Annotated in this window: 15 protein-coding genes and 1 pseudogene; 13 read left to right on the top strand and 3 right to left on the bottom strand. The window is 64.4% G+C overall.

Going from position 1 to position 15288, the window contains the following annotated elements; genetic code table 11:
- Positions 1 to 87 precede the first annotated feature (87 nt).
- Positions 88 to 855, bottom strand: a complete 768-nt coding sequence (locus FJV77_RS31770; protein ID WP_142870278.1) for an SDR family oxidoreductase — start codon at positions 853 to 855, stop codon at positions 88 to 90.
- A 235-nt stretch (positions 856 to 1090) separates the two neighbouring features.
- On the opposite strand from FJV77_RS31770, the gene FJV77_RS31765 reads away from it, so the two are divergent.
- Both FJV77_RS31765 and FJV77_RS31760 read left to right on the top strand, forming a co-directional pair.
- Complete coding sequence (locus tag FJV77_RS31765; protein WP_112393683.1) at positions 1091 to 1246, top strand: hypothetical protein; 156 nt, start codon at positions 1091 to 1093, stop codon at positions 1244 to 1246.
- Positions 1247 to 1375: 129 nt separating this feature from the next.
- Positions 1376 to 2335 carry an LLM class flavin-dependent oxidoreductase gene (locus FJV77_RS31760; RefSeq protein ID WP_142870277.1) on the top strand — a complete coding sequence of 320 codons (960 nt, stop codon included), beginning with the start codon at positions 1376 to 1378 and terminating at the stop codon, positions 2333 to 2335.
- 19 nt (positions 2336 to 2354) lie between these two features.
- Here FJV77_RS31760 and FJV77_RS31755 read toward each other — a convergent pair whose 3' ends face one another.
- Positions 2355 to 3029, bottom strand: coding sequence for an isochorismatase family cysteine hydrolase (locus tag FJV77_RS31755; RefSeq protein ID WP_142870276.1), 675 nt, complete (start codon positions 3027 to 3029; stop codon positions 2355 to 2357).
- Between the two features lie 337 nt (positions 3030 to 3366).
- On the opposite strand from FJV77_RS31755, the gene exbB reads away from it, so the two are divergent.
- The 3 genes from exbB to FJV77_RS31740 are packed head-to-tail and all read left to right on the top strand — an operon-like array spanning position 3367 to position 5720.
- A complete protein-coding gene (exbB, locus tag FJV77_RS31750; RefSeq protein WP_142870275.1) occupies positions 3367 to 4305 on the top strand; it encodes a tonB-system energizer ExbB in 939 nt (312 codons plus the stop codon).
- A 6-nt stretch (positions 4306 to 4311) separates the two neighbouring features.
- Positions 4312 to 4776 carry a TonB system transport protein ExbD gene (gene exbD / locus FJV77_RS31745; protein WP_142870274.1) on the top strand — a complete coding sequence of 155 codons (465 nt, stop codon included), beginning with the start codon at positions 4312 to 4314 and terminating at the stop codon, positions 4774 to 4776.
- Positions 4773 to 5720, top strand: coding sequence for an energy transducer TonB (locus FJV77_RS31740; RefSeq protein ID WP_142870273.1), 948 nt, complete (start codon positions 4773 to 4775; stop codon positions 5718 to 5720). Before exbD ends, FJV77_RS31740 begins: the two co-directional genes overlap by 4 nt.
- Before the next feature lie 54 nt (positions 5721 to 5774).
- On the opposite strand, the pseudogene FJV77_RS31735 reads toward FJV77_RS31740, so the two are convergent.
- Positions 5775 to 6145, bottom strand: a pseudogene (locus FJV77_RS31735) (RtcB family protein); the annotation flags it as partial.
- Positions 6146 to 6267: 122 nt separating this feature from the next.
- On the opposite strand from FJV77_RS31735, the gene FJV77_RS31730 reads away from it, so the two are divergent.
- The 8 genes from FJV77_RS31730 to FJV77_RS31690 all read left to right on the top strand — a co-directional run bounded on the left by FJV77_RS31730 (position 6268) and on the right by FJV77_RS31690 (position 15033).
- Positions 6268 to 6756: a hypothetical protein gene (locus FJV77_RS31730; protein WP_142870272.1), complete on the top strand. Its 489-nt coding sequence runs from the start codon at positions 6268 to 6270 to the stop codon at positions 6754 to 6756.
- A gap of 182 nt (positions 6757 to 6938) precedes the next feature.
- Positions 6939 to 8033, top strand: coding sequence for a transporter substrate-binding protein (locus FJV77_RS31725; RefSeq protein ID WP_142870271.1), 1095 nt, complete (start codon positions 6939 to 6941; stop codon positions 8031 to 8033).
- A complete protein-coding gene (locus FJV77_RS31720; protein WP_142870270.1) occupies positions 8030 to 8632 on the top strand; it encodes an ANTAR domain-containing protein in 603 nt (200 codons plus the stop codon). Before FJV77_RS31725 ends, FJV77_RS31720 begins: the two co-directional genes overlap by 4 nt.
- Positions 8610 to 9512, top strand: a complete 903-nt coding sequence (locus FJV77_RS31715) for an ABC transporter permease (protein ID WP_142870269.1) — start codon at positions 8610 to 8612, stop codon at positions 9510 to 9512. Before FJV77_RS31720 ends, FJV77_RS31715 begins: the two co-directional genes overlap by 23 nt.
- 13 nt (positions 9513 to 9525) lie before the next feature.
- Positions 9526 to 10446, top strand: coding sequence for an ABC transporter permease (locus FJV77_RS31710; RefSeq protein WP_142870268.1), 921 nt, complete (start codon positions 9526 to 9528; stop codon positions 10444 to 10446).
- Positions 10447 to 10477: 31 nt separating this feature from the next.
- The gene (locus tag FJV77_RS31705; protein WP_142870267.1) at positions 10478 to 12121 is read left to right on the top strand and encodes an ABC transporter substrate-binding protein; all 1644 of its coding nucleotides are present in this window, start codon (positions 10478 to 10480) and stop codon (positions 12119 to 12121) included.
- Positions 12111 to 13055 carry an acetamidase/formamidase family protein gene (locus FJV77_RS31700; RefSeq protein ID WP_142870266.1) on the top strand — a complete coding sequence of 315 codons (945 nt, stop codon included), beginning with the start codon at positions 12111 to 12113 and terminating at the stop codon, positions 13053 to 13055. The genes FJV77_RS31705 and FJV77_RS31700 overlap by 11 nt, the downstream gene beginning before the upstream one ends.
- Positions 13056 to 13266: 211 nt before the next feature.
- Positions 13267 to 15033, top strand: a complete 1767-nt coding sequence (locus FJV77_RS31690) for an ABC transporter ATP-binding protein (RefSeq protein WP_142870265.1) — start codon at positions 13267 to 13269, stop codon at positions 15031 to 15033.
- Positions 15034 to 15288 lie beyond the last annotated feature (255 nt).

Below are 15288 nucleotides of genomic sequence, written 5' to 3'. Positions count from 1 at the left end.
GGGGGGCGACCCCCACTCCGTCGAGCTTCGCTCGACACCTCTCCCCCGATCGACGGGGGAGAGGAAGGGCGCCAAGCCTTGAAACCCTCACATCGCGGTAAAGCCGTTGTCCACGAACAGATGCGTGCCGTTGACGAAGCTGGACTCGTCGCTGGCCAGGTACAGTGCAGCCTTCGCCACCTCTTCCGGCTCGCCGATGCGGCCTTGCTGGGCGGCCAATGCGGCGTCGGACACATCGACGCCGAGTTTGCCCAGGTCGGCGACTTCGCGCAGGCCATGCGGCGTGCGGATGAACCCCGGACAGACGGCGTTGCAGCGGATGTTGCGGTCACGGAATTCCACCGCAATCGCCCGTGCAAACATGTGGCAGGCGCCCTTGGTGGTGTCGTAGAGCACCTCCATCGGTGTCGCCGCCACAGCCGAGATCGACGAGGTGCAGACGATCGAGCCGCCACCGGCTGTGATCATGCCGGGCAGCACGGCGCGCGTCATGAGGAACATTGAGCGGACATTGACGGCATGCAGCCAGTCCCACTCCTTCACTGTCGTTTCCAGGAACGGCTTGATCACGATGGTGCCGGCATGGTTGAACAGCACGGTGGCCGGGCCAAGCTTTTCGGCCGCGCCTCTCACCGCCGCCTCGACTTGCGCCTCGTCCGAGACATCGGCGACGAAATGCTCGGCCACGTGCCCCCGCGCCCGGATCGCCGCCGCAGTTGCGGCCGCCGCCTCGCCATTGCGATCGACGATCGCCACCTTGGCGCCTTCGGCGGCGAACAAATCCGACGCTGCTCCGCCCATTCCCGTTGCGCCTCCCGAGGTGATGGCGACCTTGCCAGCCAGTCTTGAACCCATGTCCTGTGCTCCCCGTACCCGAATGAAATCGTCCGCTTTTACGCCGGAATGGCGATGCTATCCCCGATGTGAAGGCCGGCCAAGCTGGCCGCTCGCTTGCCGCCGATTGAGGGCCTCCCAGCAATCCCAGACCAATTCACATGGAAATTTGAGAAAATTGTTCTGCGATAGCCAAAAAATAGCAATCGACAAAGTCTACTGATTTTATAGATTAACCGGCGAGACGGAGGTCGATATGTCCTATATTCAGAACGCCGAGACGGACCGTAGCAGCCAGAGGCTGGCCAACGCCCAGGCTTTCCGCCCGGCGTATGCAGGCGCCTTCGCCTATCTCGTCTTCGCTCTTGCGTTCGTGTTCACCGGGGCAGTCGTGCTTGGGCTGATCCCCTGACACTATTGGGGCCTGATCTGTTCAGGCTGAGGGTGGCGACCTACGCCTTCAGGTAACCGGAGTTGATGAACCGAACGCGGGCGCGCTTGGGGCGCAACCTATTGTCTAGACGTGATGGAGGAGATGGCAATGCCGATCGAGTTCACGCATGTTCCCGGTAAAACGCAGTCCGCCGACGCCGGTTCGGCCGTTCCTTTCTTCTATGATTTCGTCGAGACGGCGACAAAGCTGTCTCTGATCGAGGACTCCGGCTTCCAGAAGATCGTCGTCGACGATCAGGCCGGGCTGTTGACCAATATGGACATTGCCGCCCAGGCGCTCGACCGCACCTCGTCGCTGGAAGTGGTGCTGACGCATTGGGCCGGCGTGATCGCGCCCGCGGTTGCGGCCAGGCAGCTGGCGGCGCTCGACACCAAAAGCGGGGGCCGACTGTCGCTGAGGATGCTGAGCGAACCGCTGGGCGACGACGATGCCGAGGCGCGCCCGGTCGGCCACACGGTGGTCTGGCAGCGCATCGACGAATATCTGGTACTGTTGAAGCGGCTGTGGTCGAACGACAAGCCCTTCGACCATGAAGGCGCCTTCTACAGCATCAAGGGCGGCTATATCGAGCGCAAGGGGCCGCACGGCGCCGATATCACCATCCGCATGGGCGGCCAGTCGGGCACCGCGCTCAAGGTCGCCGGCCGTCATGCCGATGTGTTCGAACTGGCGGCTGGTTCGCTCGACGAGATCCGCCAGCTGATGGAGCGGGCGCGCGGCGCCGCCGCCGAACATGGCCGCGCGGCCAAGCTTTGGTTTGCGCTTCCCGTTCGTATCCGCGCCGAAGGCGGTGCATCCACCGCCGGCCACAAGGCGGTCGAGCTTTCCGGGCCGCCGGCGCAGATCGCCTTGTCGCTGCTGCCCTACGCGGCGCTTGGCATCCGCGAATTCATGATCGCCGGCGCTGACAGGCCGAGGGAGATTGCGAGCCTCGGCCGCGAGACGATCGCGCTATTGCGCAACTCGCTGGTGCGCCGCGATGCCGAGACGCAGCAGCCTGGGGTGTTTGGGTCGCGGGCGGGTGAAGACATTCACGCTGCTCGGTGACCTGCAACAAGGCAGGTTTCTAGCCTGCCTTCCCACTCAGCCGCGCCAGCGCATCAAGCACAGCGCCCGATTCCGCCAGTGCGCCGAAAACCCCATCCTCCACCGTCACCATATGCAGCGCCGCCTCATGCGCCCGTTGGTCGCCGCTGGCGCAGGCGTCGGCGATGGTCAGGCACTGGAAATTGCGGTCGCAGGCCTCGCGCAGCGTGGTGTGGACGCAGACATCGGTTGTGCAGCCGGAAAACATCAGATGGGTGATGCCCCGCGCGCGCAGCACAAGCTCAAGGTCGGTATAGGTGAAGGCGCTGTTGCAGGTCTTGTCGACGATGACGTCGTCGGGCGCGACCTCGATGTCGGCGACGATCTGGAAGCCGGGGCCGGAGCGCAGCAGAACGTCGGTGCCTTCAAGGCCCGCCCGCTTGCGGCGCCATTTCTCGTAAGGCGTCATGTCGGCCATGTCGCCGCGATAGCCTTGTCTGGTGTGGATGACGGTGAGACCAGCGGAGCGTGCGGCCGCGATCAGCCGGTTGACCGTCGGCAGGATGGCGCGCAGCGGCGCGGGGTCATAACCCTTCCTGGCGAAATAGCCCGATGTCGAGAGAAAGTCCTCCTGCAGGTCGATGACCAGCAGCGCGGTATTTTGCGGCACCAGCTGGCCGTCATAGGGGAAATCGAACGGTGTCGCCTTGATCATCGGCCGCTTGCCTCAATTGCTGCCCGCCATCGTGGCCCAGCAACGTCGCCGCCGTCCATCCCTCAGTGCGACGCGGCAAGGTAGACCGACACAAAGACGATGCGCCGGTATCGCGCCAAAGACTGTTGGCCAAAAAGCCATCTTGTTTGTTGACTAGTAAACTCATGTTTTATAGTCAAGCGGGGCGCGGCCGCCTGAATTGGTTCCAGCGGCTGTGCCGCGTTTGAGAGAAAGCAAGAATCCGTGGCTGGCATTTTCGGCGTCGAGATGGGGGTGTTTGCGATCCCGTGACCGGCCCGCCCATCGGCAACGTGCAATGACGAAGCGAGGACGAAGCGTGTCCAGAAATGGTTTGTTGGCGGCGCTGGCCGCGATCATGCTGTCGGCCGGCAACGCTGCTGCGCAAGAGCAGCCGAGCACGCAACCTCGGGTGACGACGGCCCCGGCTGCACAGGCGGCACCTGTCGCACCGACGTCACCAGTCGCCGGGCAAGTCCCGCCGACGGCGCCACCGCCGGCCAGCCAGCCCGGCGCAACCGCGCAGCCTGAGCCTTCGGCGATTTCGCTGACCCTGCCGCACGATCTGTCGCCCTGGGGCATGTTCATGGCCGCCGACGTCATCGTCAAGGCGGTGATGACCGGGCTTGCCTTCGCCTCCCTCGTCACCTGGACGGTGTGGCTGGCCAAGTCGCTGGAAATCCTGTTCGGCAAGCTCGGCGCCCGCCGCGCCGCGCGCGCCATCGGCAATGCCGCCACCTTGCGGCAGGCCGTGCGTGCGCTCGGCAACAGTGGCGGTCCCGGCGCGCTGCTGGTGCAGGCGGCCGAGGAAGAGGCAGCGCTTTCGGCCGGTGCGCTCGACCACGTCACCGGCGACGGGCTGAAGGAACGCGTCACATCACGGCTGTCGCGCATCGAAGCAGCGGCGGCGCGGCGCATGTCGCGCGGCACCGGCGTGCTGGCGACGATCGGCTCGACGGCGCCGTTTGTCGGCCTGTTCGGCACCGTCTGGGGTATCATGAACGCCTTCATCGGCATCTCGCAGGCACAGACAACCAACCTCGCCGTCGTCGCGCCCGGCATCGCCGAGGCGCTGCTGGCCACCGCGATGGGGCTGGTCGCGGCCATTCCCGCTGTTGTCATCTACAACGTCTTTGCGCGCTCCATATCCGGCTACCGGCAGATCCTTGCCGATGCCTCGGCTGGCGTCGAACGGCTGGTCAGCCGCGATCTGGATTTCCGCACGGTGCCGCAGGTGCCCGCGCTGGCGGCGGAGTGATGGGCCATGGCGGCTAGAATTCGCGAGACTATCGACGGCGATCTCGAGGAAATCCACGAGATCAACGTTACGCCGTTCATCGATGTCATCCTGGTGCTGCTGATCATCTTCATGGTCGCGGCGCCCTTGGCCACGGTCGACGTCAATGTCGACCTGCCGGGCTCGACCGCGACGCCGGCGCCGCGGCCGGAAACGCCGCTGTTCTTGACGCTGAAGGACGATCTGACGCTGGCGATCGGCAATGACAGCGTGCCGCGTGCGGCTTTTGCCGCCGTGCTCGACGGCAGAACGAAGGGCGACAAGCAGACCCGCATCTTCCTGCGTGCCGACAAAGCGGTCGGCTATGGCGAGCTGATGGAGGTGATGAATCTCCTGCGCGGCGCCGGCTACCTGAAGATCGCGCTGGTCGGGCTGGAGACGGTACCGTCGGACGCATCGGCGCCGTCGCCGCAACCAGGCGCCGCCCCATGACGCATCTGGCTGCCGCCGTTCCCATGGCCGATCCGCCGCGCACCGGCGCGCGCGAGATCGGTTTGTGGGTGGCTGCGGCCATTCTCATTGTCGGCGCGCATGTCGCGATCGCCTATGCCGTGCAGAGCTTCAGCCTGGCCAACGAGATGGATGGCGGCCCACCGCCGGTGGTGGCGATCGAACTGTTGCCGATGATGGTCGCACCGGCAGTGCCTGAGGACACGATGGCCGATGTGGTGACGCCGGAGCCGACGAACCAGGTCGAGGAGACGGTCGCCGACGCAAAACCCGTCGTGGAGCCGGACGTCGATAAGCCCGAGCCGGTCACCGAGGAGGCCGAAGAGGTCCAGCCGAACGAGACCACGCCAGTTGAGACGGCGGCCGAGCAGCCCGACCAACCGCCGCCGCTCGACGAGGTCGTACCCGACATCGTCCCGACCGTGGCGCCGGAATTGGTCATTCCGCTGCCGCAGGCCAAGCCGGTGGAGGACAAGGCGGTCGAGAAGGCGAAGAAGGTCGTCGAAAAGCCCAAGCCGAAACCGAAGAAAGAGAAAAAAGAAAAGGCCGCGCCGGCGAAGGCGGTGGTGACCGCCAGCGTCGATGCGAAGCCGGCTGCAAAAGCGTCGGCACCGAGAACGTCTCAATCCAGCGCGCGGTCCGGCAATTCCAACAGATGGAAGTCGCAGCTGGGCGCGTGGATCAAGCGGCGTACGCACTATCCAAGCGCGGCAAGGCCGAGGCGGGCCGTAGGGACCGCCAGAGTGGTTTTCGTCCTCAACGCCTCCGGCAGGGTGACATCCGCGCGCCTGGCGGGATCTTCGGGCGATGCTGATCTCGACCGTGCCGCGCTCAGCGCACTGCAAGGTGCAACGGCGCCAACGCCACCTGCTGACCAGGTCGGCACCAGCATCGTCGCGCCTCTGGTATTCACCCTGAGGGACTGAAAAAAAGGCGCCACCGGATATGCATATCAGTTCGTATCGGGCGGCATCTCTGGACTACCGCCCCAGCTGCAGGCGCGCTTCCCGCTTCTTGCGCCACGGCGCGTTGGCCTCCCGTCGCCGGCCATGATGCAGCCATAGGGCAGCACTTCGTCGACGATCTCCGCCAGGCCGAAATGCTCGGTCTGGCGGCGCATCGAGGCCGCGTTCTTGTAGGCGCTCGGCAGCTCCGAAATATCCGTTACGCCGGAGAAGAAACGGGCGTCGATGCCCTTCGTCTCCTGCGCAAAGATATCGGCGTCGCTGCGCCCCGCCTGCATTCGCCGGTGCTGAGTGCGCGAAAAGTTGCGCCCAGCGCCATGCGGCGAGAAGCCAAGCCCGTTCTCGGCATTCTTGCCGCGCACGATCAGCGCCATGGCAAGCGGAAGGGGGCGGGTCCGATACCTAGGCTCGCTCGGCCACCTTTTCGTGAACCCGCACGGGTTGATCCGCTCGCCTGTTTGCCTAGGTAAAGAGCGCGGCCGGGCGCACTGCAAATCCGACAATCGGTATGACATTTTCCTGTATTAGAAAGCTTGCCCTTCCTGTTCTTGTTGTCGGCGTCCAGTCATCCTGCGTCATTCCCGACGATACATCACGCATCGCCAAGGTTGATCCCACGGCGGTGGCGGCCCGCAAGGAGATGGTCGGCCTCAGCGAAGCCGACGTTCGAATGTGCGCGGGCTTTCCGACCGCCACTGCGGACGTTGGCGGGGCTGGCCAGATCTGGACCTACAAGCGCGTCGTTCAGCGCGGCAATCTCAGCATTGTCGTCCCAACCCTGGCGGTAGGCGCGATCCCGACGGTCGGCGGCTCCGTCAATGTTGCTCCCGGCGGTTATTGCGACACGCAAATTCGCATGGTCGACGGCCGCGTCGCCGAAGTCGCCTACGCGGGCGACAACAATTTGCCGAACAGACGGGACGCGCCTTGTGTCAGTACGGTGGACGCCTGTGTGGCCTATGCCCGCCAACACAGTCAAAGAGCGACAGCCAGATAGCCGGTCACGGCTGATTGGCGAGCCGTGGCGTTGCATGTCGACGTAGGTAAGGGCTTGACTGACCCGCCGGACCGAATACGCTTGCGCAAAATACCGGCCTTGGTCGCCGGGCGGCAAATATGCCTCGTATGCCTCGCCCCTGCGGTGCTGGCTGCGGGGCATTGTCATTTCTGGGGTTCGGTTTGAAACGGCGTATCGAGATCGGCATCCTTTATTCGCGCTCGGGCAGTTACCAGCTGGTCTCGGATGCGTGCCGGATGGGCGCCATGCGCGCCATTGCCGACATCAATGCCGACCGCAACTACGGCATCGAACTGGTGCCTATCGAGCGCGATCCGCAAAGCAATGCGGATCGCTATGCGACGCTCTGCGAAGACATCTTCAAGACCAGCAGCGCCCGCCATGTCGTCGGCTGTGTCACCTCGTGGAGCCGCAAGGAGACGATCCCCGTGCTGGAGAAGGCAGGCGGCATGCTCTGGTATGCCTGCCCCTATGAAGGCTTCGAGGCTAATGAGCATGTCGTCTACATGCACGCCTGCCCCAACCAGCATCTGGTGCCGCTGATGGCGCATGTCGTGCCGCGTTTCGGCCTCAACGGTTTTCTGCTCGGCTCGAACTACATCTGGGGCTGGGAGATGAACCGCGTGGCGCGCGACCTTATCGCCGATGCCGGCGGCAAGGTGCTGGGCGAGCGCTATCTGCGCATCGGCGAGACCGATGTGTCGCGGCTGATCGCCGAGATCCGGGCGACGCGGCCGAACTTCATCCTCAACAATCTGATCGGCACCTCCTCCTATGCCTTCCTGGCGGCCTATCGCGAACTGAGCGACGAGGACGCCGCTTTCAGACCGGAAAACTGCCCGGTCATTTCCTGCAACCTCACCGAGGGCGAACTGCCGGCGATCGGCGAAACGGGCAAAGGGCATCTGTCGGTCGGGCCGTATTTCGCGCCGCGGCCGGCGGCCTTCGCCTCGTCCTTCGAGGCCTCCGCCTATGCCTCGGTGCAAGTGATGGCCGACGTGCTGTCGCGCGATGCCGATGCCGGAACGGCGGAATTCTCCAAAGCCTTTGCCGAGCGGCGCTTCTCGACCCGGCTCGGGCCGATCGCCATCGACGCTCACTCCCAGCACGCGACGCTGCCGGTGATCATCGGCCGTATCGCCGACGGGTTCTTCGAGGTCGTCAGCCGCGAGGATGAGGTGGCGCCGGACCCGTATCTGTCGCGCTACGACCCGGCCAAGACATTCGGCCGTCCGCGCCTGAGGGTAGTGTCGTGACGAGGACGCCACGCATCCCCAATCTCGGCGGCGCGCGGGCCTTTATCCTGCACCGGCCGCATCCGACAGTGCAGGCTATCACAAGGCAATTGTCAGCCATCGGCCTGATCACGCTGGACTGCTGGCCGGAACTGCCGCCCGAAGCGCTCGCCGCCGATTTCGTCTTCTTCGACGCCGATCTCGGTTTCGACGAGCAATTTCCCTGGAAGCCGGGCGAGGCGCCGATGCCGCTGGTGGCGCTGATCGGTTCCGAGGCGCCGGGCCGCATAGAATGGGCGCTGTCGCACAAGGCCGATGCGCAACTCTTGAAACCGGTCGGCAATGCCGGCGTCTACAGCGCGCTACTGATCGCAAGGCAAAGCTTCGAGGCGCGAAAACATTTAGCCGGCGAGATTGCGTCGCTACGCCAGCGCGTTGCCGAACGCCAGACCATCGTGCGCGCGGTGGCGGCCTTGTCGAAAGGCAGCGACGACGAGCGCGCCTATGCGCAGCTGCGCTCGCTGGCGATGAGCTGGCAGATCAGCGTCGAGGATGCCGCGCGCCGGATCGTGGCGATGACAGATGAAGAAGGCGGCGATGACCAGTCCCATCGCGCCTGATCTGCCGGTACGCATGCCGGCCAAGCCGCGTGCCGGCGTCTGGCGCCGGCTAGCCAAGCGCCGCCTGGCGCTGCTCGGGCTGGTCATCGTCGCCATCGTCGTCGCCGGCGCAATCCTGGCGCCTTGGCTGACGGGTTACGATCCCAACGAGCAGATGTTCGACGGCCTGACCATCGAGGGTTCGCCGCTGCCGCCGAGCGCACAATTCTGGCTGGGCACCGACCTGCTCGGGCGAGACCTGCTGACCCGCATTCTCTACGGCGCCCGTACCTCGTTGATCATCGGCATCGTCGCCAATGGCGTGGCGCTGTTGATCGGCACTTTGGTGGGCATCACCGCAGGCTATTTCCGCGGCTGGATCGGCAGCGCGCTGATGCGCTTCACCGATCTGATGATGGCGTTTCCGGCACTGCTGCTCGCCATCTGCCTGGCGGCGGTATTCCAGCCCAGCCTGTGGATCGTCGCCATGGTCATCGCGCTGGTCAACTGGGTGCAGACCGCGCGTGTCATCTACACCGAGACTTCCTCGCTGGCCGAGCGCGAGTTCATTGATGCCGAACGCACCATCGGGGCGAGCGCGGCGCGCATCCTGTTTCGCCACATCCTGCCGCATCTTCTGCCGACCATCATCGTCTGGGGCACGCTCGGCATTTCCACCACGGTGCTGCTCGAAGCGACGCTGTCCTTTCTCGGCATCGGCGTGCAGCCGCCGACGGCGTCATGGGGGAACATCATTTTCGAGAACCAGACCTATTTCCAGGCCGCACCCTGGCTGGTGTTCTTCCCTGGTGCTGCGATCCTTGCGTTGGCGCTGGCCTTCAACCTGATCGGCGACGCGCTACGCGACATTCTTGATCCGACGCAAAGGGGCCGGGCATGATGGGGGGCCGGGCATGATCGCCTATCTCGGCCGCCGGCTGATCCAGTCGGCTCTAATACTGTTCGGCGTCTCGCTGATCACCTTTGCGCTGCTCTACCTCTTGCCGGCCGACCCTGTGCGCCAGATCGCCGGCCGCAGCGCCACGCCGCAGACGGTCGAAAACATCCGCCAGCAGCTCGGCCTCGACCAGCCATTTGTCGTCCAGTACTGGCACTATCTCACCAAGCTCATCAGCGGCGATCTCGGCCGCTCCTACATCCAGCGCTCCGAAGTCACCGAGCTCATCGTCTCGCGATTGCCGGCGAGCCTGCTTTTGATGGTCGGCGCCATCCTCTGCGAATTGCTGATTGGGCTCTCCATGGGCCTGATTGCCGCCGTCAAGCGCGGCACCGCCACCGACCAGACCTTGATGGTCGCCTCCTTCGTGGGCGTCTCGGCGCCGCAATTCGTCGTCGGGCTGTTGCTGCTCTACGTCTTTGCGGTCAGGCTCAGCTGGTTCCCGATCGGCGGCTACGGCACCTGGCGGCATCTCGTGCTGCCGTCGCTGACCATGGGCATACTCGGCGCCGGCTGGTATGCGCGCATGATGCGTTCGTCGATGATCGACGTGCTGCGCCAGGATTATGTCCGCACCGCGCGCGCCAAGGGCCTGGCGCGCAGCGCCATCATCTTTCGCCATGCATTGCCCAACGCCATCCTGCCGGTCATCGCCATGATCGGTATCGACATCGGCATCTTCATGGGCGGCATCGTCGTCGTCGAAAGCGTGTTCGGCTGGCCCGGCATCGGTCAGCTGGCGTGGCAGGCGATCCAACGCGTCGACATCCCCATCATCATGGGTGTCACGCTGGTGTCGGCCTTTGCCATCGTGCTCGGCAATCTCTTGGCCGACATCATCGCGCCCTTCATCGACCCGCGCATCAAACTCAGATGAATGAAAACAAACAGAGAAAGGGAACATAACAATGAAAAAGTTTCTCGCATCCACCGTTGCGGCATCGGCGCTGGCGCTGATGCTCGGCATGACGAGCGTCCGTGCCGAGGACGCGGTCGACCCGAATGCCAAGCAGGGCGGCGCCATCACCATCACCTACAAGGACGATGTCGCCACGCTCGATCCGGCGATCGGCTATGACTGGCAGAACTGGTCGATGATCAAGAGCCTGTTCGACGGGCTGATGGATTACGAGCCGGGCACCACCAATCTGAAGCCCGACCTCGCTGAGAGCTACGAGATTGCGCCGGACGGCAAGACCTTCACCTTCAAGCTGCGCCACGGCGTGAAATTCCACAATGGCCGCGAGATGACCGCCGACGACGTGAAATATTCGCTCGACCGCGTCACCAATCCGAAGACGCAGAGCCCCGGCGCCGGCTTCTTCGGTTCGATCAAGGGCTATGACGATGTCGCTGCCGGCAAGGCCGAGGGCCTGTCGGGCGTCACCGTCGTCGACCCCTACACCGTCAAGTTCGAGCTGACCCGCCCCGACGCCACCTTCCTGCATGTCATGGCCATCAACTTCGCCCATGTCGTGCCGAAGGAAGAGGTCGAGAAATACGGCGCCGATTTCGGCAGGCATCCGGTCGGTACCGGCGCCTTCAAGCTCACCGAGTGGACACTCGGACAGCGCCTCGTCTTCGAGCGCAACCCGGATTATTGGCACAAGGGCCTGCCGCATCTCGACAAGATCACCTTCGAGATCGGCCAGGAGCCGATCGTGGCGCTGCTGCGCCTGCAGAAAGGCGAGGTCGACATGCTCGGCGACGTCATTCCGCCAGCCAAGTTCCAGGAGGTGATGGCCGATCCCGAACAGAAGGCGCGCGTCGTCGAAGGCGGCCAGCTGCAAACCGGCTATGTCACCATGAACACCACCATGGCGCCGTTCGACAATGTGAAGGTGCGCCAGGCCGTCAACATGGCGATCAACAAGGCGCGCGTCGTCCAGATCATCAACAACCGCGCCGTGCCCGCCAACCAGCCGCTGCCGCCGTCGATGCCCGGCTACAACAAGGACTACAAGGGCTATCCCTATGACGTCGCCAAGGCCAAGGCGCTGCTGGCCGAGGCCGGGCATCCCGATGGCTTCGAAACGCAATTGTTCGCCATGAACACCGACCCCAACCCGCGCATCGCCCAGGCGATCCAGCAGGACCTGGCGGTGATCGGCATCAAGGCCAGCATCCAGTCGCTGGCACAGGCCAATGTCATTGCGGCCGGCGGCGACAAGGCCGGCGCGCCGATGATCTGGTCCGGCGGTATGGCCTGGATCGCCGACTTCCCGGATCCGTCGAACTTCTACGGCCCGATCCTCGGCTGCGCCGGTGCGGTGCCCGGCGGCTGGAACTGGTCGTGGTATTGCAACAAGGATCTCGACGCCAAGGCGGCCGAGGCCGACTCGGTGGTCGACCCGGCAAAGGCCGGCGAACGCGACAAGATGTGGAGCGCCATCTACGACAAGGTGATGGAGGACGCGCCTTGGGTGCCGATCTTCAACGAGCAGCGTTTCACGCTCAAATCGGCCCGCATGGGCGGCGCCGACAACCTCTATGTCGACCCGGTCCATATCCCGATCAACTATGACAATGTGTACGTAAAAGATGTGCAGTAACTGCGACTACACCATCCACGGGCGCCATCACCATTTCGGCTGGGACAATTCGTTTGTCCCGGCCGAGCGGGTGGCGCCCGGCGCGACCATCGAGTTCCAGTGCCTCGATGCAGGGGGCGGCCAGCTTCAGGCCGACAGCACGGTCGCCGATGTCGCCAAGCTCGACTTCGAAAGGGTCAACCCGGTGACCGGGCCGATCTTCGTCGAGGGTGCCGAGCCGGGTGACGCGCTGAAGGTGACGATCGAGATGTTCAAGCCGTCCGGCTTCGGCTGGACGGCGAACATTCCGGGTTTCGGCCTGCTCGCCGACGACTTCACCGAGCCGGCGCTGAACATCTGGAGATACGAGGCCGCCTCGCTGGAGCCGGCGCTGTTCGGCAAGAACGCGCGCGTGCCGCTGAAACCGTTTGCCGGCACCATCGGCAATGCGCCGGCTGAGATGGGGCTTCACTCGGTGGTGCCGCCTCGGCGCGTTGGCGGCAATCTCGACATTCGCGACCTCGCCGCCGGCACCACGCTCTATCTGCCGGTGGAAGTGGCCGGGGCGCTGTTCTCCGTCGGCGACACCCATGCCGCGCAAGGCGATGGCGAGGTCTGCGGCACGGCGATCGAAAGTCCGATGGACGTTGTGCTCAAACTCGACCTGGTCAAGGACGCCAGGCTGAAGACGCCGCGCTTCACCACCGCCGGTCCGGTGACGCGGCATCTCGACGCCAAGGGCTATGAGGTGACGACGGGCATTGGGCCCGACCTGATGGCTGGGGCAAAGGAGGCGGTCGCGCAGATGATCGATCTGTTGGCCGGTCGGTATAAAATCGATCCGGTCGAGGCCTATATGCTGGCCTCGGTGTGCGGTGACCTGCGTATCAGCGAGATCGTCGATATGCCGAACTGGGTGGTGTCGTTCTATTTTCCGCGCTGCGTGTTTGAATGAGGTTGGTTCTCTGTCGCGCCCCCCTCTGTCCTGCCGGACATCTCCCCCACAAGGGGGGAGATTGGACTGCGCACAGGGCTTCGCCAACTTTCAACGTTGTAGAAAAGAGTGCCGGCGAGCAAGACAGCCAATCTCCCCCAAAGTGGGGGAGATGTCCGGCAGGACAGAGGGGGGCGCGACAGAATAAATCCCTCGCAAGGTCGCACCTCCAATGACCTCCGTCACCGAAACAGTCCTCGACATCGCCAACCTCTCCGTCAGCGTGCGCGGCGAGGACGGGTCGCGCGAGGTCGTCTCGAACCTGTCGCTGACGCTGGCGCGTGGCGAGACGTTGTGCATCGCCGGCGAATCCGGTTCCGGCAAATCGATGACAGCGCTGGCGATCATGCAACTGCTGCCGCAGCCGGCAGGGCGCATTTCGTCAGGCCAAATCCGGCTCGGCGATACCGACCTCACCACTCTCGACGAGCGCCAGATGCGGCGAATTCGCGGTGACCGCATCGCCATGATTTTTCAGGAGCCGATGACCTCACTCAACCCGGTGCTGTCTATCGGCCGGCAGCTCACGGAATCCATCGAGGCGCATACCAGCCTTTCGCAGGCTGAAGCCCGTCAGCGCGCCATCGAAGCCTTGAAGGCGGTGCGCATTTCGGAAGCCGAAAGCCGGCTAAAGCAGTTTCCGCACGAGCTGTCGGGCGGCATGCGGCAGCGGGTGATGATCGCCATGGCGCTGGCGCTTGAGCCTGACGTGCTGATCGCCGACGAGCCGACGACGGCACTCGACGTCACCGTGCAGGGCGAGGTGCTGGAACTGTTGCGCGACCTGCAGCGTCAGCACGGCACGAGTGTCATCCTGATCACCCACGATATGGGCGTGGTCGCCGAAATGGCTGACCGCGTCATCATTATGCGGCATGGCCGCATGGTCGAGGAGGGCAAGACCGCTGATATCTTTGCCCGACCGCAGGCCGATTACACGTGCGAACTGCTGGCCGCCGTGCCGCGCATCGGCAGCGGCGTCGGGCGGCAGAAATCCAGAGATGTGCTTGAAGCCTCAAAACCGGCCAATGTGGCCGAGGTCAACGGCTTGCATGTCCGTTTCGATCTGCGCGGCGGCATCTTTGGCCAGGTCACCCGCCGCGTCCACGCCGTCGAAGGCATCAGCTTCTCGATCGCGCCCAACGAGACGCTGGCGCTTGTCGGCGAATCCGGTTGCGGCAAGTCGACCACCGCCAAGGCACTGGCTGGGTTGGTGCCGTATAGCGGCGACATCGTCATTGGCGGGCGCAATCTCTCCGGCCTTGGTCGCGATGAGCGCAAGGCGGTGCGCCGGGATGTGCAGATGATTTTCCAGGACCCGTTCGCTTCGCTCGATCCGCGCATGCGTGTCGGCGAACTCGTCGCCGAGCCGCTGGTCATTCATGGCATCGCCTCGAAGGACGAGCGCCGCGATCGTGTGGCGGCGCTGTTCGAACGTGTCGGCCTGTCGGCCGATCAGATGGAGCTTTATCCGCATGAATTCTCCGGCGGCCAGCGCCAGCGCGTCTGCATTGCGCGGGCACTCGCGCTGCGGCCAAAACTGATCATCGCCGATGAAAGCGTTTCGGCGCTCGACGTCTCGGTGCAGGCCCGCGTGCTCGACCTGCTAAAGGAATTGCAGCGCGAATTCGGCGTCGCCTATCTCTTCATCTCGCATGACATGGCGGTGGTGGAGAACATCTCCGATCGCGTCGCGGTCATGTATCTCGGCCAGATCGTCGAAATGGGCACACGCGACCAGGTGTTTTCCAACCCGCGCCATCCCTACACGAGGCGGCTGATCGAAGCCGTGCCGATGCCCGACCCGGCGCAGCGCAGAAGCCGGTTTGCCAGGCTCGACCAGGAGATACCGAGTGCGACCCGCAGGATCGGCGAGGCGCCGCTGAAATTGGCGCTGAACGATGTCGGCGGCGGACATCTTGTTGCTGCCGAGGGCTGAGGCGGGTTCGGTGTCTCTGCCGTGATCGACCGCCTGTCAAATCCGCCTGCTTGCCGCAGATTACGGGCTCGCTTCGTTGTCCCTATTTTGCGGCGGCTGCGGGTTTCATGAGCGGCTTCCCCCACTCCGTCGCCGCTTCGCGGCGCCACCTCTCCCCCCTCCGGAGGGAGAGGAAAGGCGCTAAAGCGTGTCGCTATTAATTGGCCTCATATCCGGCAGCCTTGAAGAAGTTTCTGCATTCGGCTGGCTCGAACA

Origin of the sequence: Mesorhizobium sp. WSM4306, assembly GCF_007003975.1 — a bacterium.
Taxonomy (GTDB): Bacteria; Pseudomonadota; Alphaproteobacteria; order Rhizobiales; family Rhizobiaceae; genus Mesorhizobium.
The sequence above is the reverse complement of the archived record's forward strand: the minus strand, read 5'-3'. Positions and strand labels throughout refer to the sequence as shown.

What these genes read in the sequence shown, in the direction of transcription:
- FJV77_RS31770 (WP_142870278.1), bottom strand. Translation starts at nt 855, where the DNA reads ATGGGTTCAAGACTGGCTGGCAAGGTCGCCATCACCTCGGGAGGCGCA.
- FJV77_RS31690 (WP_142870265.1), top strand. Translation starts at nt 13,267, where the DNA reads ATGACCTCCGTCACCGAAACAGTCCTCGACATCGCCAACCTCTCCGTC.
- FJV77_RS31765 (WP_112393683.1), top strand. Translation starts at nt 1,091, where the DNA reads ATGTCCTATATTCAGAACGCCGAGACGGACCGTAGCAGCCAGAGGCTG.
- FJV77_RS31730 (WP_142870272.1), top strand. Translation starts at nt 6,268, where the DNA reads ATGACATTTTCCTGTATTAGAAAGCTTGCCCTTCCTGTTCTTGTTGTC.
- FJV77_RS31755 (WP_142870276.1), bottom strand. Translation starts at nt 3,029, where the DNA reads ATGATCAAGGCGACACCGTTCGATTTCCCCTATGACGGCCAGCTGGTG.
- FJV77_RS31710 (WP_142870268.1), top strand. Translation starts at nt 9,526, where the DNA reads ATGATCGCCTATCTCGGCCGCCGGCTGATCCAGTCGGCTCTAATACTG.
- FJV77_RS31760 (WP_142870277.1), top strand. Translation starts at nt 1,376, where the DNA reads ATGCCGATCGAGTTCACGCATGTTCCCGGTAAAACGCAGTCCGCCGAC.
- FJV77_RS31740 (WP_142870273.1), top strand. Translation starts at nt 4,773, where the DNA reads ATGACGCATCTGGCTGCCGCCGTTCCCATGGCCGATCCGCCGCGCACC.
- FJV77_RS31715 (WP_142870269.1), top strand. Translation starts at nt 8,610, where the DNA reads ATGACCAGTCCCATCGCGCCTGATCTGCCGGTACGCATGCCGGCCAAG.
- exbD (WP_142870274.1), top strand. Translation starts at nt 4,312, where the DNA reads ATGGCGGCTAGAATTCGCGAGACTATCGACGGCGATCTCGAGGAAATC.
- FJV77_RS31700 (WP_142870266.1), top strand. Translation starts at nt 12,111, where the DNA reads ATGTGCAGTAACTGCGACTACACCATCCACGGGCGCCATCACCATTTC.
- FJV77_RS31705 (WP_142870267.1), top strand. Translation starts at nt 10,478, where the DNA reads ATGAAAAAGTTTCTCGCATCCACCGTTGCGGCATCGGCGCTGGCGCTG.